Here is a 24,615-nt window from a genome sequence, read left to right as displayed (position 1 = left end):
GTCACTTTCCATCGTCAGGGTGGGCCCGCTGCGGTGGCTGAGTGTTCGCCACCGCGACCCGGTGTCTCTCGGATGCCCAGCCGGGACCGGAGGAAACGCCTCGCCTGGTGGCGGGACCGATGCTCCGTCGGGCGGCGATTCTGCGGATTCGGTACTGATTCGCAGTCTTGCATGTCGCGTAATCCGCTGCATGCTGCGAGGATGTTCGAGATTTCGGTGTTGATGCCGAAGAATCGAGCGAAACATGGGATGGTCTGAGGATGTCGGAAGCAACAACGGCTGAGCAATCGGTCGCGGGACGGACTCTCTTCGGCCACCCGATCGGCCTGACCAACCTGTTCGGAGTGGAGCTCTGGGAACGGTTCTCCTACTACGGGATGGTCACCATCCTCGGCTACTACCTGTACTACTCGACGACCGAAGGCGGGCTCGGCCTGTCGCAGAGCACCGGTGTCGGCATCGTCGGCGCGTACGGCGGCCTGGTCTATCTGTCCACGGTGCTCGGCGGCTGGATCGCGGACCGGCTGCTCGGCATGGAGCGGACGGTGTTCTACGGCGGCGTCGTGGTCGTGGCGGGTCACATCGCGCTCGCCGTGCTGCCCGGCCTGGCCGGTGTCGGCGTCGGTCTGGTGCTGGTCGCACTCGGCAGCGGCGCGCTCAAGGCCAACGCCTCCTCGCTGCTCGGCACGCTGTATCCGAAGGGTGACGCCCGCGCCGACGGCGGGTTCACGCTGTTCTATCTCGGTATCAACCTCGGCGCGTTCAGCGGTCCGCTGATCACCGGACTGCTGCAGAACCACGTCGGCTTCCACTACGGCTTCGGCGCGGCGGCGATCGGCATGGCGCTCGGCCTCGCCCAATACGTGGTCTTCCGGCACAACCTCGGCACCCACGGCCGTGAGGTGCCGAACCCGTTGCCGCGCAGCGCGATCGGTCCGCTGATCGGGCTGCTCGTCGGTGCCGCGGTCGTGGTCGCGGTGGTCTGGGTGACCGGCCTGGTGACGCTCGACAATCTGCCCGAGGTGACCACCGGCGTCATCGCCGTCGCGTCCGTCATCTACTTCGTCGTCATGCTCACCAGCGCCAAGGTGCTGCCGATCGAACGCAGCCGGGTGCGCGCGTTCATCCCGCTGTTCATCGCCAACGCGGTGTTCTGGTCGCTGTTCCAGCAGATCTTCACGGTGCTCGCGGTCTACTCCGACGAACGGATGAACTGGAGCGTCTTCGGCTGGACCGCGCCGTCGAACTGGATCGGTTCGGTCGAGCCGGTCTGGATCATCGCGCTGTCGCCGCTGTTCGCCCTCATGTGGACCAAGCTCGGCTCACGCGCGCCGAGCACGCCGCGCAAATTCGCGCTCGGTGTGGTCGGCATGGGCCTGGCGTTCCTGCTGTTCGTGCCGCTGTCCGCATTCAGCGGCCAGACGGTTCCCGCACTGCTCGTCGTCGCCGTCATGGCCGGGTTCGCGGTCTCGGAGCTGCTGCTCTCACCCATCGGACTTGCGGTCACCACCCAACTCGCGCCGGAAGCTTTCCGGGCACAGATGATGGCGCTGTATTTTTTCTCGGTTGGCATCGGCACGTCGATGTCGGGTACTTTGGCTCGGTTCTATGACCGAGACCACGAAATCGCCTACTTCGGTATCACCGGCGCCGTCGCGGTCTGCGCCGGACTGATCGTGGCCGCCATCGCACCGCGGATCAGCAGGCACATGGCGGGCGTACATTAGCCTGCCTGCCGGGCATAGACAGTTCGACAGCATGACCCAGAGGTGAGGAGAAGGTGTGGCGATCCGCGAGCCGGACGACGCGACGGAACAGGTGGCTGCTCGATGGGGCGGATTGTTCCGCACCAAATCCGTCGAACAGTCGATCCGAGACACCGACGAGCCGGATTCGAAACTCCGCAAGGACCTGACCGCGTGGGACCTCACGGTCTTCGGCGTCGCGGTGGTGATCGGCGCGGGCATCTTCACGCTCACCGCGCGGACCGCGGGCGACGTCGCCGGACCGTCGGTCTCGCTGGCGTTCGTCTTCGCCGCGATCGCCTGCGGACTGACCGCGCTCTGTTACGCGGAGTTCGCGTCGACGGTCCCGGTGGCGGGCAGCGCGTACACGTTCTCCTACGCCACCTTCGGTGAACTCGTCGCCTGGATCATCGGCTGGGACCTGATCCTGGAATTCGCGCTCGCCACCTCGGTCGTGGCCAAGGGCTGGTCGCAGTACCTCGGTGAGGTGATGGGCTCGACGCCGGTCGTGCACATCGGCTCGCTGTCCTTCGACTGGGGCGCGGTGCTGCTCATCGCAGTTCTGGGCGTATTGCTCGCGACCGGCACCAAGGTGTCCTCGCGGGTGTCCGCGGTGGCGGTGGCCATCAAGCTGGCCGTGATCGCGCTCGTGCTGATCGTCGGTGTCACCTACTTCAAGTCGGAGAACCTGACGCCCTACATTCCGCCGTCGCAGCCGGGGGAGGAGGGCGACGGGCTGCGCCAGTCGCTGTTCTCCTTCCTGACCGGCGCCGGGCACAGCAGCTTCGGCTGGTACGGCCTGCTCGCCGCGGCCAGCCTGGTGTTCTTCGCGTTCATCGGCTTCGACGTCGTCGCGACCACCGCCGAGGAGACCAAGAACCCGCAGAAGGCGGTGCCGCGCGGCATCCTCGGCTCGCTGCTCATCGTCACCATCCTGTACGTCGCGGTGTCGCTCGTCCTCACCGGCATGGTGCCCTACACCGACCTCTCCGGTGGAAATGCCACGCTGGCAACGGCTTTCGCGATTCACGGGGACACCTGGGTGAAGAACATCATCTCGATCGGCGCGCTCGCCGGGCTCACCACGGTGGTCATGGTGATGTTCCTCGGCCAGACCCGGGTGCTGTTCGCGATGTCGCGCGACGGGCTGATGCCGCGCAAGCTCGCGCACACCGGCAAGCACGGCACGCCGGTGCGGATCACCGCCATCGTCGGCGTCGTCTGCGCCCTGCTGGCCGGCTTCGTCGACTTCGGCACGCTCGAGGAAATGGTCAACATCGGCACGCTGTTCGCGTTCGTGCTGGTCTCGATCGGCGTGCTGATCCTGCGCCGCACCCGTCCCGACCTGCCTCGCGGCTTCCGCGTCCCGCTGGTTCCGCTGATCCCGATCCTCGCGGTCCTCTCCTGCCTCTGGCTGATGCTGAATCTGTCGGTGGAGACCTGGCTCCGCTTCCTGGTCTGGATGGCCATGGGCTTCGTCATCTACTTCGCCTACAGCCGCCGCCACTCGCTGCTGCGCACCACACCCCTGGAGTAACGCGCGGGTGCGCCACTCGCGCTTCGCTGAATGCGCTCCTGGGGCAACTCTGCCTCAGGGGCGCATTTCGTGTGTCCGGGCGGGCAGGGTGCGCGAGTAGCGTGGCGGTGGTGTCGCAGCGGGAGCTCGTAGTCCTCGGGACTGCCAGTCAGGTGCCTACCAGGCAGCGCAACCACAATGGGTATCTGCTGCGATGGGATGACGAAGGCGTGCTGTTCGATCCGGGGGAGGGGACGCAGCGGCAGATGATGTTCGCCGGGGTCTCGGCCACCGACATCACCCGGATCGCGATCACGCATTTCCATGGGGATCACAGCCTCGGGCTCGCCGGTGTGGTCCAGCGGATCAATCTCGACCAGGTGCCGCACGCGGTCGACGTGTGCTTTCCCGCCTCCGGCGCGGAGTATTACGACCGGCTTGTCAACGCCACCTCCTACTACCATCGGGCCGAACTGCGGCCAAGGCCGATCGATCGAGCGGGGGCGGTGGACTTCCCCGGCGTGCCTTTCGAGGTTTCCGCGGTTCGGCTTTCCCACCCCGTCGACACCTTCGGTTATCGGCTGACCGAGCCACCCGGGCGCCGCATGCTGGCGGACCGGCTGCGTGCCTTCGGACTGAGCGGGCCGGTCATCGGCGAACTCCAACAGCGCGGTCGCCTCGAAATATCCGGCCGCACGGTTAGTCTCGACGAGGTCAGCGAACCGCGTCCGGGCCAGAGCTTCGCCTTCGTGATGGACACCCGGCTCTGCGACGGCGTGCACGAACTCGCCGCGAACACCGACATGCTCGTCATCGAGGCCACCTTCCTCGACGTGGACGCGCACTTGGCCGCGGAATACGGCCACCTCACCGCGGGCCAAGCCGCGCGGGTAGCCGCCGACGCGGGCGTCCGCACCCTCGTCCTCACGCACTTCTCCCAGCGCTACCGCGACCTGTCCGACCACCTCGCCGAAGCGGGCAAATACTTCACCGGCGACCTGCACATCGCCACCGACCTCAGCCGAATCCCGCTGCCGCCCAGGCGATAACATACCGGCCTTTTCGTCGTCTACGGCCGGTGCTCTTTGGTCAAGTGCCCGACTTTTTTCCGGATGGCCCCGACACTTTGCCCAGGTTCAACACTCGGAATTCCGGTACACCCGTACGACTCGGTACGCTGTCCCGGACGCCCCCATAGCCCAATTGGCAGAGGCAGTGGACTTAAAATCCATCGAGTGTCGGTTCGAGTCCGACTGGGGGCACGTACAGCATCCACACAAGTACCGTTGACTGTGCTGACGAGGCGGTTCCCGGGTAGCGATCACGGAGCTGCTGATCGACGCTGCGGCGTGCGCGACTTGGGGCGGCGGTCGTCGGATTCCTGTCGATGTCGAGGTTGACGATCTCGATCTGGTCGCGGTGCTCGGAGTAGATCGCTTCGAGACTCGGGTCGACCTGCCGAGATTCCGAGCTCCAATCTGCCCTGAAATGGGCCAGGACAGGCAGATCGCTTTGGCGGTGACGGCGTCTTGGTCGCGGCGTGGGCAGGTTGTTAGCTTTGTAGTCGTCATTGATCTGTCCAGTTCGCCCGGCCGCGCGATCGGCCCCTCATGGTCGCGAAGGCGGCCATGGCGGCGGGATTGTATGAGCTGGCCAATTTTAGAAGTCGCCGAAGAGCCAATTTCCGGGGGCGTCGGGGTCTGGGGAGCAATAGAATTGGCGGGTTGCCTCGGTGAACTGGTCGAAGGTGATGGTGGTGGCGTTGGCGGGGTAGAGGTGGGCCAGTGATTGGGCGCAGGCTTCGTCGGGGGCGCCTTCGGCGGTGAGGAATCGGCGGAACTCGTCGCGGTCGAGCAGGGCGTTGCCGTCCTTGTCACAGACCTGGCAGATCACCGTGAGGACGGGTTTGATCGCGCGATCGAATCCGTCGGGCCGCCCCAATAGGCTTGCGGCGCTGGTCTGGATGAACTCGTTCTCGTCCACGTGACCGTCGCCATTGCGGTCGCCGTGGCGGTGCATGGCGGCGAACAGGCGGGTGTAGGTGTCGTCGATGGCGTTCGCATTGTCGGACCCCGGCTCGAGGTCGAAATTTTGACGGAATCGTCGCGCGATGGCTTGGTAGTCGCTCAGCTCGAGGACACCGTTGCCGTTGACGTCGAGGAGTTGGAACCGCTTGCGGTACTTGCGTAGCTGAATGTCGTTGGGTGTCATCGCGTCTCCAGGCGCACGGGAAGTCGGTCGAGGCGGCGGGCGACCACACTGGGACGCCAGCTCAGGTCGGTGTCCACGAGTCGGACCCGGGTATAACGGCGGGCCATGCGGGCGAGCAGCGTGAACACGGTGAGGCGGGCGAGGTGCGAGCCGAGGCAGTAGTGGGTACCGGCACCGAACGCGAGTTGCTCGACACCGGGCCGGTTCAGCCACAGCCGGTCGGGGTCGGGGTACCGATTCGGGTCGCGGTTGGCGGCTGCCAGCAGCAGCATGAGTTTCTGACCCGCCCGCAATGTGCCTGCGGGGCAGTCGATATCGGTGAGGATGCGGCGGGTGACGATGTGCACGGGACTGTCGTATCGGAGGAGCTCGCCGACCTTGGCGGGGTCCGGATCGTCGCGCAGGACAGTGAACTGATCGGGGTGGGGGGTCAACGCCATCAGCGCACAACCGAGTTGGCCCACAGTGGTGTCGAGCCCAGCCATCAGCAGCATCACGATATTGGCGACGCCGTCAGGGTGGTCGAGTCCGGAATCCGCGGACAGCAGATCGGCCGCCAGACCGTCGGGATGTAGCTGCCCAGCACGCCACGCCTCGTCGACGAACGCGCGGAATTCTCCTACGGCGCGGCGGAGTTCGCCCCGCACCGAGGTCGAGGTGAGTGGGTCGCTCATCCGAATGATGGCGGCGCTCCACCGGGTCAGGTTGTGGTCCTGGTCGGCAGGTAGGCCGAGCGTGTCCCGAACGAGCGTCGTGACAACGGGTTCGGCCACGTCCCCGATGAAGTCGATCACGGTGTCGGACGGCAGTGACCGCAGGGTGCTGTCGATCAGGTTTGCCACCTTTCCACGCCGCTCGGCGATCGCGCCGGGCATGAACCGGCGTGACATGATGCGCCGCAGCGTCCGGTGCGAATCGCCCTCGTTGAACAGAAGCCATCGGCCGCCGAGTGCACCGGCATCGCCACGGCGGGCCTGCCAATGGGATTCGGCGGAGAAATCAGCGGAGACTCGGTCGCTTTTGAGAAGCGTTGATACTTCGCGAAATCCGATGGCAACCCACGGGCCGTTCGCGCTGCGGAACAACGGCCCGTGTTCGCGCATACCGCGATAGACGGGGTACGGATCCCGAAAGAATTCGGGATCCGTCAGGTCGAGTTCCACTCAGGCAACGATCGATCCGAACAATCGGCTTCCCGGCGCTTGCGGATCGCCGCTGCCGTAATAGTCGTCGATGATCCTTGCCCAGGATTCCCGATCCAATCGGCCGTCCGAATCCACCGCGCGCGCAACGGCATCGCGGTCCATGGGTGCGCCCATGACATGCAGGAGGTCATCGAATTCCGTCGCGCTGAGGTGGTCGTCGTGGTCGGTGTCGGCCGTGGTGAAGACGGCGTGGGCCACCGCGCGCATGGCCTTACCTCGGGATTTGGCGACGCTCCTGCCCACGGATTCGAGGAACTCGGCCTCGCTGACGCGGCCGTCGCCGTCGGTGTCCATGCGTTCGACGAGCTTGTCGAACAGCCGCAGATACTGATGTCGGAGGTTCATGGCGGTGGGACTGTCGGCGGCGACTCGGAAAGCGACGAGTAGGCGGTCGACCATGGCGTTGTAATCGTCGCGTTCGAGATATCCGTTGCCGTCGAGATCCAGCGCCCGGAATTGCGCTGCGGCCTTACGTTGCTGGTAAGTCAATCCGGAAGCACGCATGATATCGCCTTCTTCCACATGGGAGAGGATCACGTGTGAGAGTCGATCAGCAGCTCCCCAATGCTACGACTGGTCAAACGATGTGCGGGTGGAATCCCGTTAATTCTCGGCACGACAGCGTTTTTCGCGCCGGAAGCGATCAAAGCGCCACAGGAACGACGTGTGGTTCAAACGGTACGGTCGGCCACGGGACGAATCGCTGCTGATCATCGACGGCGAACTCGACACGCATCGCCCTCGTACGAACTACTCATCCGGCGGGGCTGTCCGCCACGAGTCGCGCCGCCCATCCCACTGATGCCGTCGGCAGCAACCAATCAGGAAGGCGCTCGGTGGGACCGGCATGCCGCGCCGGGCGCGCCGAAGCGGCTGGATGCATCGAAGGGCGACCGACTAGTCGCACCTCCCCGTCGAACCGGCATGAAAGCCCCGCCCGGCGATCAACGCCGACTGGGTGCGCTGCGGGATGAAGTTGTCAGCCGGAACTGACGTCGGCCTCCCGGCGGTCGCCTATGAGCACGCTGGCCGGGTGTCCATTCACGAGTATCCGATGTGTCGCCGACACGGCAAGGTTGTGCTTGGACAGTGCCTCGCCCAGTACGTCCTCTTGACGTCGATTGATCAGGACCACGAATCGGCCTGTGGGTTTCAGTACGCGCGCAAAGTTTTCGGCGACGTCGGCTATGAATTCGTCATAGGGTGTGTCGGTTTCGTCATATTCCCCCCATGGCGGATCGGTGACGATCGCATCGATCGAGTTGTCGGCGACAGTCGGAAGTCGTCGTGCATCTTCGGCGGTGAACTGGACCTGCTTGGCCCGGACGAGCTCCGGTTGGAAATCCTTCTTCAAGGTTCGATATTCCGTGTCCGAGTAGATTATTCGGCCAGCGGGATACTTCGTGCGCGCCAGCACGAGTGACCCCCGGCCGCCGAAAGGATCGAGAAAGACATCGTTCGCGGCAGGTTTGGAGGCGCGTACCAGCATCTCGGACAACTCGGGACCCAGGGCGCCTTTCGGCGTGCCGGTGCCCTTTCTTCTGGGCATCTTGAGAGTGAACAGAAATGAGTTCAGATCTCGGCGTCCGATGATCCAGTATTCGACCCCCGAGCCACGAGCCTCGACACGGCCTGCGGTTCGTGTCGCGATGGAGTTTTCGAGACGCGCTTTGGCGTCACGCGGCAATGGCGCCAATTCGCCATCGACCGAAGCCATGATTCTGAAGGGTCGCTTCTTGGGCGCCAATCGGCCGAATTCGGGCCGTTTCAATTGCCCGGTAAGCGCACTCATTGCTCCGGGCAGACCGTTCGACCGATCGGCTTCGCCGAAGACGATGAAAACATTCTTGAGGTATGTGGTAGCGGCTACGTCCTCGGACCTGGACCCGCAATCGAGTAATGCGGAGCTGTCGTCCAGGAACACGATCTTGACTCGTTTCAGATCCTGTCTGAGTGAGCTTGTAATCAGTTCGCCGAGACCAGCATTGAACTGGACATAGTACCGCATGACCGCATGTTAGCACATTGCTCGGAGGTGCTTCTGTCCGGCAGCTTCGGGCGTTTCCACCGCATTATGCCTTTTGGTTCAGTTCATACTTCTTGCAACAGTATCTGTTGAAATGTCCGCTGCAGATCGGGGCCGGGGCTCAATCCGAGTTCTTCGCGAAGGCGGTCTCGTATCTCTTCGAAGAGGCGGACGGCGGCGGCCTGTTGGCCGCTGGATGCGAGGGCGAGCATGAGGCAAGAATGCAGGTTCTCGTGCAATGGGTCGCATTGGATCGCTTTGGTGAGGGCCGGCACCACCTCGAGGCTTCGCCCCAGCTGACTCGCTACGTGGGTCAGGTCGACGAGCATTGCGTTGTACTGTTGTCGAAGCATTGGCGCAATAGAGTGCTCGCTAGCCGCGGGTGGCACATCCTCGGCGACTCCGCCGGACCAGAGCTCGGTGGCGCGCTGCATCACCTCGAAGCTCTCCGCGAAATGTCCTCTGGCAAGTTTTTCTTTGGCGATGATCGAGAGTCGGTTGAACTCCAGTAGGTCGAGCTGATCGGCCCCGGCCTGTAATAGGTAGCCGGTCGGAGTGGAGACGATGAGCCCGCTGAGTTTCCGGCTGGAGCGACCCGGATCGAGTATCCGGCGAAGCCGGGCAACATAGGTGTAGACCAAATTTACCACCGAGTTCGGCGTCTCCCTGTGCCACACCGATTCGATTATTTCTTCTCTGGAAACCGGATTGTTCGCCTTCAGAATCAAGGCCACGAGTAATCGGCGTTGTTTGAGCGGACCGAGGTCCAACGGTTGGCCTCGATATGTCGCGCGTAGCGGGCCCAGGACGTGTAGCTTTACCTGCTCTTCAGTTTCTTCGAGTTCAGAGGCGTCGAGGAAATGTGCGGAAATCAAATCAACTCCCACTACTGTGTCGGCTACCAGCTGAGCCGTATGTCATTCATAAAAATGGCTTATACGTCTGCCGTATGTCGGCCTGCACAAACTTTTCCTACCCCCTTTACAGCCCCTACTCTTTCCGCGGTGAACCAAGTCGCCGCTAATTTCAGTTGAAAGTAAAACAGGATGTCCGGTACTAGTCAAGCTAGTAGCGGGCGCTTAGCAGACTCGTTGGTCTGGTTCGGCGAAACGGCTGTGCGGCAACCGATCTCGTACCGCCAACCGGTGCGCACACCCGGTCGGACCAGCGCATTGGAGATCTGATCCAGATTCGTTCCAGGTCGGCTTGTGAGGCTCGATGTCGGGAAACAACGTGCTGGTGAGGATGGAGATGGCTGGATCCGACTCGAATACTTCTGCCCCGAGCGCTGCGAGTTCTGTCGATCGGGCCTGGATGACGGCGCTGAGCCGGTGGCTCGGCTTGCTGCGGTCCCACGCCGATCGTTCCGATCCGCTGGACGAGACGGTGGTGTGCCTGCTCGAAGCGACGGTCGCGGCGGCGACCGCGATCGAACACCTGCGTAGCGGCAGTACCGACCATGAGGTCAGGGCCGACCTCCAGGAGGTGCTCGCCTCCGCGCGAGCGGCGGTCGTCACCGCCACCTATGCACTTGCCGAGCCCCGACTTCCGATGTCGGCGGACTCGAACTCGAGGGGAGGAAATGTCTTGTCGGACAGCGGGAAAGACAGCGTTCATCGAATCGTCCTCGGTGGCCGCTTCGGCGAGGAGGACGAACGCGTCTCGATGGCGCGGCTGGACCGATTCGCCGAAGCAGGTGGGCTGTTCATCGACACCGCCCACTCCTACGCCGGTGGTGAGGCGGAGCGGGTGATCGGTCGTTGGCTGCGAGTCAACCCCGGGACGCTCGCGGTGGTGGACAAGATCGGCCATCCGGATGACCGCGGTCGGCTCGATCTGAGCCGATCGCGACTCGAGACCGAACTCACCGACTCGCTGCGCCGGCTGGGTGTGCTGACCCTCGACATTGTGCTGCTCCATCGCGACGATCCGGCTCGTCCGGTCGCCGAGTTGGCCGAAACGCTGGCCGATTTCGTGCATTCCGGGCGCGCACGCCAGGTCGGCGTGTCGAACTGGTCGCCGGATCGGTTGGCACAATTGGTCATTGAACTCGGCGAGCACGGTGTCGTGCCGGTGGTCAGTTATCAGTACAGCCTCGCCGTTCCGGCCAAACCACTGTGGCCGGGTACCCGACATGCCGATGCCGCCCTGCTGGCGGTGATCAACGATCATGAACTGCCCCTGTTCGGCTGGGCCGCCCAGGCGCGCGGTTTCTTCGCCGGCCGGGTCGAGCCGACCGCGGATTCCGGGCTGGATCCGTTCGACACCGAGGAGAATCACGCTCGCCGGCGGCGTTGCCGGGAACTGGCCGAGCGGTTGGGCACCCGACCTGAGACGGTCGCGCTGGCGTGGTCGCTGCGGGCCGGCCGGAGTTATCCGATCGTCGGCCCGCGCGATATGGCCGAGCTTGACCATTCGCTGGCCGCCAGCCGACTGGTGCTCGACGACAGCACCGTGGAGTGGCTTGCCCGAGGTGCCGCGTGACGCCGCCATCGCGGCCGGTGCTCGCGGTAGATCTGGACGATGTGTGCGCGGACCGGTTGGGCGTCATCGCGCGCGATCTGCGGGCACAAGAGCGGCCGGTCCCCAGCGACCGCCCGACGCGATGGGATCTTCGGGACTGGGGCGTACGCGATCACGACGACTACGACCGTTTGCACTACGGCGCCTTCGTCACCGGTGACGGATACCGCACCATGGCGCCGTTGCCGGGTGCGGTAGAGGGACTGCGCACGCTGCACGAGTCGGGATTCCGGATCCGGGTGGTGACCGGACGGCTCTGGACCAGTCAGATCGTCGGGTCCGTCCTCGCGGCGACGGGCGCCTGGCTGGACACCCACGGTATCCCGGCCGAGGACGTGGTTTTCGTCTCGGACAAGACCGCGGTCGAGGCGGATGTCTATCTGGAGGACGCCCCGCATTTCATTCGAGACCTACGTGCGCTGAACCGCGCCGTTCTGGTGTTCGACCAGCCCTACAACCGCTCGTTCGAGCAACCTCGCACGACCGATTGGGCGATGGCCGTGACGTGGTTGACCAACGCGTATGCCGCCGGGCAAGTGAGGAATTGAGATGAGTCTGACCATCCTGCATGTGCTGGTCCCGGAGCCGCCGGGCGAGCTCGGCGGCGCCGATATGCATGTGCTCGACCTCGCCGTCAGTCAACGTGCCGCGGGGCTGCGTCCAGTGGTGATCGAGCGCGGGTCGGAAGAATTCGCCGCGCGCGCAGGCGATCTCGGCCTCGAGGTGGTCAGCGTCACCGGGGCCGGATTCGGCACGGCGGTGCGCCGGCTCGGCGCGACGATCGCCGACGTCAAAGCCGATGTCGTGCACGCCCATGGTTACGACGCCGATTACTGGGCGGCCGCGGCCAAACTGTCCTTTCCCCGCCTTTTCCGCACGCGGCCGCTGGTGTTCACCCAGCACGGGATCGTCGAGGATTCGCTGTGGCACAAGGCGAAGACCTACCTCGACGTCGCCTGCACCCGGCTCGCCGACGGCGTGGTGGTATGTGCGGAGGGCTTGTTGCCGCGCATCCGGCGCTGGTGCCCGAACGGGCACGTCGCCTACATCCCGAACGGGGTGAGCGCACCGCGGCTTATGGACCGATCCGCGGCCCGCGCGGAACTGGCCGAGCGATTCGGTGTACCCGCTTCCGCGGTACTGGTCGGCTATGTCGGACGACTGTCACCGGAGAAGCGTCCGGATCGCGTGCTGGATCTGGTGGCCGCCGCGCGTCGGGAAGATCCGCGTATCCACGGAATCCTGGCGGGCAGTGGCGGATTGGCCGACTCCCTGCGCGAGCGTGCCGTGGAATTGGGGATCGCCGAGGCCGTGACGTTCACCGGCCTGCTACCGGACGTGGGTCCGGTTTACGCGGCCCTGGACGCCTTCGCGCTGCTCTCCGACACCGAGACCACCTCCAGGGTGGTGATCGAGGCGATGACGAGCGGCGTTCCCGTTCTCGCATCGGCCGTAGGCGGTCTGCCCGATCTCCTGGACGCGGGACGCGTCGGTGAACTGGTTCCGGTCGGTGACGGCCCGGCGGCGGTACGGGCGCTGCGCGCGGTGCTGGCGGACCCGGAACGATACCGTGCGTCGGCCAAAGCCCGTGCGGCACAGCTGTTTCACACCGATGCGATGCGTGCGGAAGTAGGCCGTTTCTACGATCGCCTGCTGCAGGATCGCAGCCGCTCGCGCGCGATCGTGAGCAGCGCGGAGGACCGATGACCACAAGTGAACGCCTGCGCGTGCTCTATCTGACCCATCACTCGCCGTGGCCGGCAGCCAGCGGTGGCCGTCTCCGCGATGCGGCCCTCATACCGCAACTGGCTCGGCACGCCGATCTCGAGGTGTGGGCGGTGTCGCGGCGGTACGAAGAGGATGTCGCGGCGGCCGCCGCGCACACCGATATCCCGGTGCGGGTATTCCGCGACGAGAGTCGCCAACGAGCATTCCCGACTCGGCACTCGGAGACGGTGCGCCGACTGTTGGCCGAGCGGGAAGCCGGCGATCGGCCTTTCGATGTGGTTCATGTGGAAGGGCATTACCTCACCCATCTGCTGCCCGATCGCCTGGCCGCCCGCAGCGTGCTGGTCGAGCACAATATCGAGTCCAGCCTGGTGGAGCAGAAAGCGTCGTTCGGCGGTCTGGCTCCGGAGAATTTCGACGACTTCGCCAGCGTTCGGACGGCCGAATTGCAAGCCTGGCGCCGGGTGGCGCGGGTGGTGACGTTGTCCGAGGAGGACCACCGGCGGGTACGAGACCGAGCGTTCGACGTAGATGTTCGGGTGGTGCCCAACGGATCCGATCACACGCCGTTGCACACGCCCGCCCCGCGCCCCGCGGACCAGGTCGCCGCCCGGCCCCGGCTTGGCTTCCTGGCCAATTATGCGTACTCGCCGAACCAGGATGCCGTCGACTGGATGCTCGATGAGGTCTTCGAGCGTATTCGCGCCGAACTTCCGGGGGCCCAGCTGATCCTGGCCGGATCCAATGTGGACGTCGTCGCCCAGCGGGCAGCCGCGAAACCCGCTGTCACCGTGGTGGGTTGGCTGGACCGGGTCACCGCCCTCTGGGACATGGTCGATGTGGTCATCTGTCCGCTGCGGATCGGCGGCGGCGTCAAAGTCAAGATGATCGAGGCCATCCGCGGCGGCTGCCTGATCGTGTCCACCGGACTCGGGCTGGAGGGATTGCCGCCAACGAGTCGGGCCGCTGTCCTGCGTGCGGACGACGCCGATCGGTTCGCGGCCGCGACAGCCCGCTTGTGCACCGATGGCGAGCTGCGGCGCAAACAACGAGAACGGGTCGCTACGGCGCAATTGCTGCAGCCGACCTGGACGGAGGTGGCGCGGATGCTGCACCGGCATTGGCGTGACGTGCATTCGATGGCAGTAGGGGAGATAAGTGTCCACTGATCGTTACTTCGTTCCGTATCTGCCGACCGGCTCGACCTTCGGACAAGATGAGATCGACGCCGTCGCCAGGGTGCTCAGGTCGGGCGCCAAACTTTCCTGCGGCCCGGAACGGGACGCATTCGAGGCCGAGTTCGCCGCCTATACCGGTGCTCGCCACGCGTTGTCGCTGACCAACGCGACGATCGCGCTGGAGTTCGCCACCTATCTGCTCGGACTGCAGCCCGGTGACGAGGTGATCGCGGCGACGCAGACATATCAAGCCAATGTCACTCCGCTGCTCGGGCTTCCGGTGGTGGTGCGGTTCTGCGATATCGATCCCGACACCATGAACATCTCGCCCGAGGCGTTCGCCGCACTGGTGACCGAACGGACCCGGGCGGTGTATCTGGTGCACCACGGCGGGAACCCCGCCGATCTGGATCCGATTCGCGCCATCGCCGATCGGCACGGCATCGCCGTCGTCGAGGACTGTGCCCATGCGCTGGGCGCCTGGTACCACGGTCGGTCGCCGGGCACGATCGGTGATCTCGGGTGCTGGAGTTTCCAGTCGTACAAGAACATCTCCACGCTCGGCGAGGGCGGCATGCTGACAGTGTCCGACGATCGCTGGGCCGAGGTAGCCGGACGAATTCGCGCCATCGAACCGGATGCCGATTTCGTGCCGCGCGCCGATCCGCAGCTGGGTGAGTATCGCGCGCCGGCGGACGATCTCGAGCGGCACGCCAAGAACGCCTATCGGGAAGATTGTGTCGCCCTGCGTCATCCGGGCACCAACTCCAGCTTGTGCGAACCGGCGGCGGCCGTCGGCCGAGTCCAGTTGGCTCAACTGGACAAGCTGGTGGCTCGGCGCCGTGAGATCGCCGAGATGCTCGACCGGGGGCTGGCCGCCGTCGACGGTATCCGCACGCAGCGCCGGGTGCCCGGGATCGACAGCGCGCACCATCTGTACACCTGCTTCCTGGACCCAGAGACCGGAATCGAACGGGACCAACTGATTCGGCGCCTGGACGCGGCCGGGATCCAGATCCAGCTCCGCTACTTCCCGGTGCACCTCCTGCCCGAGTGGCGGCGCCTCGGCCACGGCGTCGGCGAATGCCCTACCGCGGAACGGGTGTGGTTCCGGGAGCAGATCAATCTGCCGATCTACCCCCAGCTCACCGATTCTCAAGTGCATTTCATGGTCGAGACCATGGCGAACACGTTGCGAGAACTGGCGTGACCAGCAACCGCGACGCGCCGGTTCTGGTCTTTTCGCCGCATCTGGACGACGCGGTACTCGGTGTCGGCGCTTCCCTGGCCGCACTGACCGAGCAGGGCCGATCGGTCGTGGTATGCACGGTGTTCGCCGGGGCCCCGAGCGGTCCGAGCTCCGCCATCGCCGCCGAATTCCATCGCGAGTGCGGGTTGACCCAGGCGCCGGTGCGAACGCGGCGGGCCGAGGATCAGGACGCATTGACCGAACTCGGCGTCAAGCCACTGTATTTGGAATTCCTGGACGCCTTGTACCGCCGACACGGCGACGAATGGCTGTGCCGCCGTTCGGATTCGGTCTTCGACCCGGCGCTGCCGGACGAACCGCAACTGGCGACGGCACTGCTCAACACCGCGCGTGCGGTGATCCGGGAGCACCGGCCGGCGGCGGTATGGACTTGCCTGCCCACCGGCAATCACGTGGATCACCGCCATACCGTCCTGACCGCGGCCCTGGCGTGCGCGGCCGAAGGCATCGACCTGCTGCTGTGGGAACCGTTGCCCTACGCCCTGACCACGACCATCCACCCACCAGGAGCGCCCGGCCCCAATCCGGTGAACCCGGGCCCGCGACACCTGGCACGCAAATTGTCCAGCGTCGCCCGGTATCGCTCGCAACTGAACATGTTGTTCGGCGCTGACTGGGCCGAACAGATCTGTCGATACGCACACCACCGTCGACGGGCGACCGGTGCCGCCGAACCACTGTGGCGGCTCGGCGAGCGCACCGCAACGACCACCAAGGACTCGAGGAGACTCCGATGACGAAAAAGACCTGGGTCGCCGGGCTCAACCACGGCGCACACGATTCGGCCGCTGCCCTGCTCTGCGACGGCGTCCTGGTAGCGGCGACCGAACAGGAACGATTCACCCGGCGCAAACGGGCCATCGATCAGCCGCCGGTGGATGCGCTGGCCTGGTGCCTCGAGCACGCCGGGATCACCCTCGCCGACCTCGACGCGGTCGCCTTGGGAAGCGATCTGGACGTTCTCGGCGCCTGGATGGGCCTGAGCCCGGAGCAGCGTCGCGCCGAACTGCCGCTGGACGACCCGGACCGGCTCTTCCCGACGGAGCTGTTCGGCTCCGAGCAGCGGCCGCCGGTGATTCCGGTCCGCCACCACCTCGCCCACGCAGCCAGTTGCTTCTGGCCGAGCGGTTTCGAGGAAGCCGCGATCTTGGTCCTGGACAATCGCGGCGAGGACTCGGCGACCACGCTGGCGTACGGCACCCGCGACGGCATCCAGACGCTGGTGTCCTATCCGGTGGAGCACTCGCTCGGGCTGTTCTACCGAATCGCCACCCAGTACGTCGGGCTGTACAGCAAGGACGGCAACGCGGGAAAGCTGATGGGACTCGCCTCCTACGGTAAGCCTCGCTACCCGGTCGCACTGCGGCACTCGGCCGACGGGCCGATCTGGGATGGAGTGCCCGCGGCCACGGCTTCGGGGCGCGAACTGCCGCCGCAGCGCACCCAACAGTTGCTGTCCTACTTCGCCGAGCACGCCTATCCCTACGCGATCGGGTTGTCCGACGACATCACCGCGTACGTGGACTTCGCGGCTTCGGTGCAGTCGGCGGTGGAGGAGACGATCCTGGGATTGGCCGCCGAGCTGCGCGATCGGACCGGCTCGCGCAACATCTGCCTCGCCGGCGGGGTCGCGCTGAACTGCACCGCCAACGGCCGACTGGCCGGTTCCGGCCTGTTCGACAACGTCTTCGTCCAGCCCATGGCACACGACGCCGGCGTCGGCCTCGGCGCGGCTTACGAGGTCGCCCGTCAGATAGCGGCCGACGATTTCGCTCCCCAGCGGATGACTCATGCGTTGTGGGGCCCGGAATTCTCCGACGACCAGATCGCGGCGGCACTCGCCGCGCGCGGGCTCGACGCGCGGCGGCTGGACGAAGACGAGCTGGTGTCGCAGGTGGCCCGCATCGTGTCGGCCGGCGGGGTGGCGGGCTGGCATCAGGGCCGCAGCGAGGTCGGCCCCCGGGCACTGGGCGGCCGCAGCCTGATCGGCGACCCGCGCCGGCGGGAGACGCTGGTGCGCTTGAACCAGGTCAAGAACCGGGAGATGTGGCGGCCCCTGGCTCCGAGCGTGCTGGCCACCAGTTTCGACAAATACTTCACCGGAACGCCGAACCCGTTCATGATCATGGCCGCCTCGGTGCGGGAGGAGGTCCGGTCGCAGATTCCGGCCGTCGTACACATCGACGGCAGCGCCCGTCCGCAGGTGGTGGACGAGGCCGACCAGCCGCGCTACGCGGCACTGCTGCGGGCCTTCGAAACCGAGACGGGCATCCCCGTGCTGGTCAACACCTCCTACAACACCGCGGGCATGCCGCTGGTGAACCGCCCCGAGGAGTCGATCGATGTGTTCATGAACACCGATCTGGACGCGCTTGCCATCGGGTCCTACCTCGTCACCCGGCGCTGACCGGCAGCGGAAACGGGCTGTCACTCATGGGTTCACGGCGATCGGCAAAGCTGGTTCCGGAGGTCCTGCGGGAGCGGAACTTCGCCTGGTACTACCTCGGTGAGGTGACCTCGCTGCTCGGCGACGCGGTCCTGCCGATCGCGCTGACCTTCGCGGTGCTCGAGACCACCGGCTCGATGACCGCGATCGGTCTCGTATTCGCAGCCGGGCTGGTGCCCGAGGCGATCCTGTTGATGGTCGGCGGGGTGATCGCGGACTCGAAGGATCGGCGCAAGGTGATGATCATCTGTGACGTCGGTCGGATGATCGCCCAGGCCGTGCAAGGTGTGCTGCTCCTGACCGGGCATTCCAGCCTGCTCACCTTGATCGCCCTGCAATTGGTGTGCGGCACCGGAATGGCATTCTTCCGTCCCGCGCTGAGCGGACTGGTTCGCCAGATCGTCGGTTCGGAGCGGCTGACCCAGGCCAACGCCCTGGTCAGCTTGGGTGACAACACCGCCCATTCGGTCGGCCCTGCGCTGGGCGGGGTGCTGGTCGTCGCGGTCGGACCCGGCGGCGCCCTACTCGTCGATGCCGTGGCGTCCGCGGTCAGCGCGCTCGCGCTGACCGCGGTGCGCACGGACCGCCCGGCTCCGGACCCGGAGCAACCGTCGAGCTCGATCCTGAAGGATCTGGTCGAGGGCTGGCGGGAGTTCCGTGGCCACGGCTGGCTGGCGGGCTTGGTGCTGTGGATGTCGAGTTTCTATCTGCTCGGCATGCCGGCGATGCTGGTCCTCGGCCCGGTGGTGGCCAGCGAGCGGCTCGGTGGCGTCGCCGCGTGGTCGGCGATCTCGGTCTGCGCCGGCGTCGGTGGCGTGGTCGGCAGTCTGCTCGCGATCCGGATTCAACCGCGATTCCCGCTGCGGCTCGCGGTCCCGGCGATGGCCTGTTACGGGTTGCCGCTGCTCCTGCTCGGCTGGTCCGACCGGTTGTGGCCGGTCGTGCTGGCCGCGCTGCCGGGCAGCGTGGGATTCGCGCTGCTCAGTATTTACCTGACCACCGCGATACAGCGCCATATCCCCGAAGCCATGCTTTCCCGGGTCAGCGTTTACAACTGGTCCGGCAATGTGGTCGTGCTGCCGATCGGTCTTGCCGTGATCGGCCCGCTGGCCGAAATGTTCTCTCCCACAGCCGTACTCGTAGCCACCGGCAGCTGGGTTGTCGCGACCCCGATGCTGTTGCTCGCGGTCGGCTCGATTCGAAATCTTCCCGCATCTCCATCGTCTGCGGACACTAGAGAGGATCCGACAGTGAACAAACCGTTTGAGTCCAACCCTGCGACGGAAATTGAATCCAGGCCTGTCCGAGTGGCGATTGCCGGGGTAGGAAACTGCGCGGCGTCCTTGGTGCAGGGAGTCCAGTACTACCGGGACGCGCCACCGGATGCCCAGGTGCCGGGTCTGATGCATGTCCAATTCGGCGACTATCACGTTCGCGATATCACATTCGTCGCGGCTTTCGATGTCGATGCGAAAAAGGTCGGTGTGGACCTGTCCGAGGCCATTGTCGCGAGCGAGAACAACACCATCGCGATCGCCGAGGTGCCGCCGTTGGGGGTGATTGTGCAGCGTGGCGAGACGAAGGATGGTCTGGGTCGTTACTACCGCGAGACCATTACCGAGTCCGACGCCCGCCCGGTCGATGTGGCCGCGGTGCTGCGGGAGGTCGAAGCCGATGTACTGGTCTCGTATCTTCCGGTCGGTTCTATGGAGGCGGACTACTTCTATGCCCAAGCCGCACTGGATGCGGGGGTGGCTTTCGTCAACGCGCTACCGGTCTTCATCGCCTCGGACCCGGAGTGGGCCGCGAAGTTCGAACGGGCTGGCGTGCCGATCATCGGCGACGATATCAAGTCGCAGGTCGGCGCCACCATCACCCATCGGGTACTGGCGAAACTGTTCGAGGATCGCGGCGTCGCGTTGGATCGCACCATGCAGCTCAACGTGGGCGGCAATATGGACTTCAAGAACATGTTGGAACGCGATCGACTGGAATCGAAGAAGATATCCAAGACCCAAGCGGTCACGTCGCAGGTGCCGCGGGAATTGGGAGCGCGGAATGTTCATATCGGCCCCTCGGATTACGTCGAGTGGCTGGACGACCGGAAATGGGCTTACGTCCGCTTGGAGGGCCGGGCCTTCGGCGATGTGCCACTCAATCTGGAGTACAAGCTCGAGGTGTGGGACTCGCCGAACTCGGCCGGCATCGTCATCGACGCAGTCCGAGCGGCGAAGATCGCCCTGGATCGAGGCATCGGCGGGCCGATCGACTCGGTGTCGTCGTACCTGATGAAATCGCCGCCGCGGCAGGTATCCGATTCCGCGGCCCGGGATGCGGTGGAACGCTTCATCGGCGGTGAGCAGGACGAATGACCGCGCCGTTACACCCCGGCCTGGCGGTGACGGTCGTCGACGACGGCGGTCGCACGCGCGCCCGATTGAGCTCGGGCCCGGACGGGTTGCGCATCGAGGCCGGCGGTGACTCGTGCGTGGTCACCGCTGTGGATCAGGCGCGGGAACCGTTGCGCACGTTGGGGGAACTCGGTGAACTCCGGGTACTCGCGACCGCGCAGCTGTGGCCGGTCGAGCGCTACGACGGCCTGCTGTTGTTGGCGGTCGCCGCGCACTGGCCCGAACTGCTGCTGCCCGATGGGACCCGCCTGCACGTAGTGCTCGGCTACGCGCTGCCGGTCGCCTTGCACCCGGACTGGCTCGGCTGGGCGGAACGGAACTTGGCTGCCCTGATCGAGGCCGATCAGCTCGGCACCGTGGCGGCGGCCGATCTTGTCGCCGTCGAGCCGGAACCGAGCCTGCGGCGCAAGCACAAGCGCCTGTTGCGCATGCACGCCGAGACCGTGGTGGTCGAGGACGGCGACGTGGACGAGTTCCTTTCGCACTGGCAGTCGTTCAGCGCCGAGCGCTACCGCGATGAATCTGCGGCTCGGAGTTCGGCGTTGCGGGACCTGCTCCAGATGAGCGGTAGCCGGATTCGGCGGTTTTCGAATTCCGGAAAGGTTATTTGCCGCTCGGCGGTGTGCACCGATCCGGATGGTCGAGCGCTTTTCGACATAATGGCCAGCTGGGATTCCGAGGCGGCCCGTCTCCGGCCTGGAATCTACGCGGCTGTCCACAATCTTATTGACGCCGGAGAGCGAGGTTTATATTATTCGCTCTGTTACGGCAACTATCCGTACAAAGACATTGTGGTCGGGACCTCTCCGCGATTGACGCTGCCCGATCTCATTTCACGCTGACCCAACGGTCGCATCTCTCTCGATGATTGGAGTTCCCTCATGCTCAAGCGTGCGCTCGACGACGTGCTCGGTACCCAGAACGATGTCGAATGGGGTAATGGGACGAGCCGGCGGCTGCTCACCGACGCAGACAACCGCGGCTTCACCCTGACCGAGACATATGTGCGGCCGGGTACCGAATCCCATCTCCGATACGACAATCACATCGAGGCGTGCTATTGCATCGAGGGTTCCGGTTCGGTAGAGAACGCCGACGGTTCGTTCGCGATCACGGTCGGCACGGTTTACGCACCCGACAAAGGCGAGGAGCACATTCTGCGCTCGGCGCACGGAATGCGCTTGGTCTGCGTTTTCTCCCCGGCGCTGAAGGGGTCGGAACAGCATTCGCTCGACCTTAACGAATATTCCAGTTACTGACCGGTTCTTTCCGCATTCTCCTGAGATAGGCGTTCGATGGCAGAATACATCGACCTGGTGGTTCCCAATATCACGGAATTCAACCTCCGGCATCCCACGCTCGGTACGGACCCCGGTCTCGAGCGCACATTCCTCGAAGTCGGAGACTGGTTCACCGACCAAGCCGTGCTGTGGACCGAGGGCCCGGCCGTCCTGCTGATGGCCGACGGGTTCGATCGGCAGTGGTTCGACGATCTACACGAGGTCCTCGGCCGCCGACCGCCAGCGGTGGTGAGCCCGCGGCGCACCACCGGCCTGCTGCTCAGGGATACCTTGGCCGACGCCGAGGCATTGCGGCGCCTGCAAGACCGGTTGGCCGGGCATCAGGTGGTTCGATTCCGGTCGTTCGGAGCGTCACCCGAGCTCTATCGGCTGGCCGCGATAGTTCGCAGCTGGGGACATCGCATCGAACTGGATGTGCCTACCGAGCAGCACTATTGGGCCAGCCTGTACCTGGAGTCCAAGATGAGCTGCCTCGACCTCGCCGGATACCTTCCCGGCTTCCGGGTGCCTCGCGGTGTCACCGTCGGGACTTGGGCGGAACTCACCGGGGCGGTCGCGCGAATTCTGGCGGAGGCCGACCGGGTGATCGTGAAAGCGATGCACGGAGTGGGCGGTGAAGGATCCGCGGTGATCGACACCACCGACGCGTCCCTGGAAAAATTCTGGCAAGCGACCGAGGCGGATCCTTTCCTGCGTAGCTTCCCGCTGAGTGTTCAGGAATATGTCGAACATGCGCCGGAGTTCGGTTGCCCCGCTGTCGATGTGCTGATCGATGAGGACGGGGTGGCCGAGATGGTCGGCAGTGTGCTCACCGTGGACGAGCATCGCTACCGCAACTTGACCATCGGCGCCGGGGTGCTCGACCGCGGCGTGGAGAAGCGGATCCTCGATCTCGGACATCAGGTCGCGGCGTTGGCCAGCGCTTGGGGCTACCGGGGGTGGTTCGGAATCGACTGCGTGCTCAGCCGGGACGACCTGCTTTATGTCACCGAGATCAATGCGCGACGGACCGGCGCGATCCAAGCCATCGAGTTGCGACGCACGGCCGGCTCGACCGGTTCGGTCGCGTACTCGCACGACACGATTCGGGTTCGAGACGATGCTCCGGTCAGTTACACCGACGTTGTCCGTCCGATATTTCGGGAGCTCTGGCGGGACGGGGTCAAAGCGTTCCCGACCACCGTCCGCGCGCTCGACCACCATGAGCCGATGATCGGCCTGGTGACGGTCGCGTCGACAGCGGCCGAAGCGGAACGAATCGCAACCGGTATTCGCGCCGATCTCGGCGACATCGTGGCCGACCGGGGCGGACCGCTGCATCCGGTGGCCGTGCACAACACGCCCTGACGCTGCGCCAGTGGGGGTTCAGGCTCGGGGTCGGCGCGGCTCGCGTGCGCCCGGCGTGCTTCTCGTATCCGTCCCGAGTACGCGATCGAGGAGATGGTCGACGAGTTCGACTGCCCCCGCTGTGGTGCCGTAACCCTGGAGCATGCCCTGGGCGAGTCCGGCGATCGCCATGGCGATGAGCTCGGCGTCCAGTTCCGGGTCGTTCGGATCCGAGATTGCCGGACGCTGAGCTCGCCGGAGTTGATCTGCGACGATCGTGACCAAAGCTCTTGGTGCGGCGAAGGTTTCCTCCGCGGTGATGCCTCGGCCGACGATCGCTGCCCAGCCGAAGGCGCCGAGCACAAGGGTTTCCTCCCGGCGTTGGTCGTCGAGCGGCAGCAGTTCGGTCAATACCGCGCGGATGGCTTCGCGGGGTTCGGCGTCCGGTCCGAGCGCGGTCCACCGTTGCATGAACCGGGCACCGGCGTCCGCCATGACCGATCGGTGGGTCGCCAGGAGGAAATCCTTCTTGGTGCCGAAGTAGTACTGCACGAGCCGAACCGAGATCCCGGCCTCGGCGGCGACGGTTTGAAAGGTCACCGCTTCCAGGCCGCCGCTGACGATGACTCGCCGAACGGCATCGGTGATCTGGCGTCGCCGCACCTCATGGTCGACCAATCGTGGCACGAGAACTGCCGCCTTCCTCTCCTGTCGAAGAACCTCTAGATGGTACGCACGTATCGCATCCGTGATACGTCGTGATACGGCCATACCACCAGAACGCGGCCGGAGGCGGAGATCGGTGCCAGGTACCGTTGGACGGTGAACCCAGCTGATGCGCGATGCCTCAAAGACGGTGATCTCGACACCCGCGAGGAAAATCTGCGGCTGCTGCTGGTGCGGGCTGCTGACGGCGACACCTCCGCCAAGGAAGCGCTGTGTGCGCTCGTCCGGGACTATCCGGATTACCACCGGTCGCTGTACAGCCGGGCGTTGAACCGGGCGGCGGTCTTCGGCGATAACACGCTGCGGGCACCGCTGCTCGCGTCACTGGCCGATACTCGGTACAACTGCCAGGCATGGGCCGCGATGGGCTGCGCGGCGCTCGGCTTCCGCGACGCGGTTCCCGGCTTGATCGCGATGCTGGACCACCCGCAGCAGATGGCGCGTGAGCAAGCGGTGATCGCGCTGGGCACCCTCGGTGACGAATCGGTCGTCCCGGCGCTCACCCCGGTGCTGCGGGACTCGATCGCAGGAATGCGCGAACGTGCCGCCGAGGCCCTCGGCCTGATCGGCGGCGATGCGGCCCTGGCCGCACTATGGGACGAATTCGAGAACCGCCGGTACTACCGCATCGGCTATATCGCCAGCGCGCTGGCCAAATTCGCCCCGGACGTCATCCCGAGGTTGTCTGCGGCGGCCGACAGCGACGACCCGGACCAGCGATACTGGGCTGCGGTCGCGCTCGGTTCGACCGGTGACGATCGTGCCGTGCCGACGCTGGAACGGCTGATGGCCCACGACCGGGGCGCAACAGTTTTCGACGGCATGGTGAGCGTCGCCGCGAAGAAGGGCCTGCGCACGCTGCGACGCATCCAAGCCGCAATCGCAGCCCGCGAATCCTGAAAGTTCAACTGCCGCAGGCCAGTGGCCGCGCTGGTGAAACCGCTCCGAACCCCAATCTTTATTGGTAGCAGCATCGAATCCAGTAGCAGCGCAGTGAACTCAA

Annotated in this window: 22 protein-coding genes, 1 tRNA gene and 1 pseudogene; 17 read left to right on the top strand and 7 right to left on the bottom strand. The window is 65.3% G+C overall.

Annotated elements, in window-relative coordinates; translation table 11 throughout:
* The first annotated feature begins 260 nt into the window (after nt 1–260).
* From KV110_RS36065 to KV110_RS36050, 4 genes are all read left to right on the top strand, one after another.
* Nucleotides 261–1,727, top strand: a complete 1,467-nt coding sequence (locus tag KV110_RS36065; protein WP_218471612.1) for a peptide MFS transporter — start codon at nt 261–263, stop codon at nt 1,725–1,727.
* Between the two features lie 55 nt (nt 1,728–1,782).
* A complete protein-coding gene (locus tag KV110_RS36060) occupies nt 1,783–3,282 on the top strand; it encodes an amino acid permease (RefSeq protein ID WP_218471611.1) in 1,500 nt (499 codons plus the stop codon).
* A gap of 110 nt (nt 3,283–3,392) precedes the next feature.
* Nucleotides 3,393–4,310, top strand: coding sequence for a ribonuclease Z (locus KV110_RS36055; RefSeq protein WP_218471610.1), 918 nt, complete (start codon nt 3,393–3,395; stop codon nt 4,308–4,310).
* A 139-nt stretch (nt 4,311–4,449) separates the two neighbouring features.
* A tRNA-Leu gene (locus KV110_RS36050) sits at nt 4,450–4,523 on the top strand.
* Here the strand turns inward: KV110_RS36050 and KV110_RS42140 are convergent.
* The 6 genes from KV110_RS42140 to KV110_RS36020 all read right to left on the bottom strand — a co-directional run bounded on the left by KV110_RS42140 (nt 4,483) and on the right by KV110_RS36020 (nt 9,578).
* Nucleotides 4,483–4,767: a thioredoxin family protein gene (locus KV110_RS42140; RefSeq protein WP_357939923.1), complete on the bottom strand. Its 285-nt coding sequence runs from the start codon at nt 4,765–4,767 to the stop codon at nt 4,483–4,485. The genes KV110_RS36050 and KV110_RS42140 overlap by 41 nt on opposite strands.
* A gap of 153 nt (nt 4,768–4,920) precedes the next feature.
* Entirely contained in the window at nt 4,921–5,472 is a 552-nt protein-coding gene (locus KV110_RS36040) for an EF-hand domain-containing protein (protein ID WP_218471609.1), read from the bottom strand.
* Nucleotides 5,469–6,635 carry a cytochrome P450 gene (locus KV110_RS36035; protein ID WP_218471608.1) on the bottom strand — a complete coding sequence of 389 codons (1,167 nt, stop codon included), beginning with the start codon at nt 6,633–6,635 and terminating at the stop codon, nt 5,469–5,471. The genes KV110_RS36040 and KV110_RS36035 overlap by 4 nt, the downstream gene beginning before the upstream one ends.
* Nucleotides 6,636–7,181 (bottom strand): EF-hand domain-containing protein, encoded by a 546-nt coding sequence (locus KV110_RS36030; RefSeq protein WP_218471607.1) that lies wholly within the window; start codon nt 7,179–7,181, stop codon nt 6,636–6,638. It abuts the gene before it with no gap.
* A 475-nt stretch (nt 7,182–7,656) separates the two neighbouring features.
* On the bottom strand, nt 7,657–8,685 hold the full coding sequence (locus KV110_RS36025; protein ID WP_218471606.1) for a TRM11 family SAM-dependent methyltransferase: 1,029 nt from the start codon (nt 8,683–8,685) through the stop codon (nt 7,657–7,659).
* An 83-nt stretch (nt 8,686–8,768) separates the two neighbouring features.
* Nucleotides 8,769–9,578 (bottom strand): AfsR/SARP family transcriptional regulator, encoded by an 810-nt coding sequence (locus KV110_RS36020; protein WP_218471605.1) that lies wholly within the window; start codon nt 9,576–9,578, stop codon nt 8,769–8,771.
* Nucleotides 9,579–10,017: 439 nt separating this feature from the next.
* On the opposite strand from KV110_RS36020, the gene KV110_RS36015 reads away from it, so the two are divergent.
* From KV110_RS36015 to KV110_RS35965, 12 genes and pseudogenes are all read left to right on the top strand, one after another.
* Nucleotides 10,018–11,187 carry an aldo/keto reductase gene (locus KV110_RS36015; protein WP_218471604.1) on the top strand — a complete coding sequence of 390 codons (1,170 nt, stop codon included), beginning with the start codon at nt 10,018–10,020 and terminating at the stop codon, nt 11,185–11,187.
* Nucleotides 11,184–11,774, top strand: coding sequence for a 5' nucleotidase, NT5C type (locus KV110_RS36010; protein ID WP_218471603.1), 591 nt, complete (start codon nt 11,184–11,186; stop codon nt 11,772–11,774). Before KV110_RS36015 ends, KV110_RS36010 begins: the two co-directional genes overlap by 4 nt.
* Before the next feature lies 1 nt (nt 11,775).
* Complete coding sequence (locus KV110_RS36005; RefSeq protein WP_218471602.1) at nt 11,776–12,933, top strand: glycosyltransferase family 4 protein; 1,158 nt, start codon at nt 11,776–11,778, stop codon at nt 12,931–12,933.
* On the top strand, nt 12,930–14,123 hold the full coding sequence (locus KV110_RS36000; RefSeq protein WP_218471601.1) for a glycosyltransferase: 1,194 nt from the start codon (nt 12,930–12,932) through the stop codon (nt 14,121–14,123). Before KV110_RS36005 ends, KV110_RS36000 begins: the two co-directional genes overlap by 4 nt.
* Nucleotides 14,113–15,342: a DegT/DnrJ/EryC1/StrS family aminotransferase gene (locus KV110_RS35995; RefSeq protein ID WP_218471600.1), complete on the top strand. Its 1,230-nt coding sequence runs from the start codon at nt 14,113–14,115 to the stop codon at nt 15,340–15,342. Before KV110_RS36000 ends, KV110_RS35995 begins: the two co-directional genes overlap by 11 nt.
* Nucleotides 15,339–16,139, top strand: coding sequence for a PIG-L deacetylase family protein (locus KV110_RS35990; protein WP_218471599.1), 801 nt, complete (start codon nt 15,339–15,341; stop codon nt 16,137–16,139). The genes KV110_RS35995 and KV110_RS35990 overlap by 4 nt, the downstream gene beginning before the upstream one ends.
* Complete coding sequence (locus KV110_RS35985; RefSeq protein WP_218471598.1) at nt 16,136–17,809, top strand: carbamoyltransferase family protein; 1,674 nt, start codon at nt 16,136–16,138, stop codon at nt 17,807–17,809. Before KV110_RS35990 ends, KV110_RS35985 begins: the two co-directional genes overlap by 4 nt.
* A gap of 26 nt (nt 17,810–17,835) precedes the next feature.
* Nucleotides 17,836–19,092, top strand: a pseudogene (locus tag KV110_RS41705) (MFS transporter); the annotation flags it as partial.
* Nucleotides 19,093–19,134: 42 nt separating this feature from the next.
* Entirely contained in the window at nt 19,135–20,220 is a 1,086-nt protein-coding gene (locus tag KV110_RS41700) for an inositol-3-phosphate synthase (protein ID WP_246634826.1), read from the top strand.
* Nucleotides 20,217–21,101, top strand: a complete 885-nt coding sequence (locus tag KV110_RS35975; protein ID WP_218471596.1) for a GNAT family protein — start codon at nt 20,217–20,219, stop codon at nt 21,099–21,101. The genes KV110_RS41700 and KV110_RS35975 overlap by 4 nt, the downstream gene beginning before the upstream one ends.
* Before the next feature lie 39 nt (nt 21,102–21,140).
* Nucleotides 21,141–21,518 carry an ectoine synthase gene (locus KV110_RS35970; protein WP_218471595.1) on the top strand — a complete coding sequence of 126 codons (378 nt, stop codon included), beginning with the start codon at nt 21,141–21,143 and terminating at the stop codon, nt 21,516–21,518.
* A gap of 36 nt (nt 21,519–21,554) precedes the next feature.
* On the top strand, nt 21,555–22,907 hold the full coding sequence (locus KV110_RS35965; protein ID WP_218471594.1) for an ATP-grasp domain-containing protein: 1,353 nt from the start codon (nt 21,555–21,557) through the stop codon (nt 22,905–22,907).
* Nucleotides 22,908–22,925: 18 nt separating this feature from the next.
* On the opposite strand, the gene KV110_RS35960 is transcribed toward KV110_RS35965, so the two are convergent.
* Entirely contained in the window at nt 22,926–23,573 is a 648-nt protein-coding gene (locus tag KV110_RS35960) for a TetR/AcrR family transcriptional regulator (protein WP_218471593.1), read from the bottom strand.
* Nucleotides 23,574–23,708: 135 nt separating this feature from the next.
* Between KV110_RS35960 and KV110_RS35955 the strand changes: the two genes are divergently transcribed.
* Nucleotides 23,709–24,512 carry a HEAT repeat domain-containing protein gene (locus KV110_RS35955; RefSeq protein ID WP_218471592.1) on the top strand — a complete coding sequence of 268 codons (804 nt, stop codon included), beginning with the start codon at nt 23,709–23,711 and terminating at the stop codon, nt 24,510–24,512.
* Nucleotides 24,513–24,615 lie beyond the last annotated feature (103 nt).

This window comes from Nocardia iowensis (assembly GCF_019222765.1).
GTDB classification, from domain to species: domain Bacteria; phylum Actinomycetota; class Actinomycetes; order Mycobacteriales; family Mycobacteriaceae; genus Nocardia; species Nocardia iowensis.
Note: the sequence above shows the minus strand (reverse complement) of the source record. Positions and strands in the feature narration are given on the sequence as shown.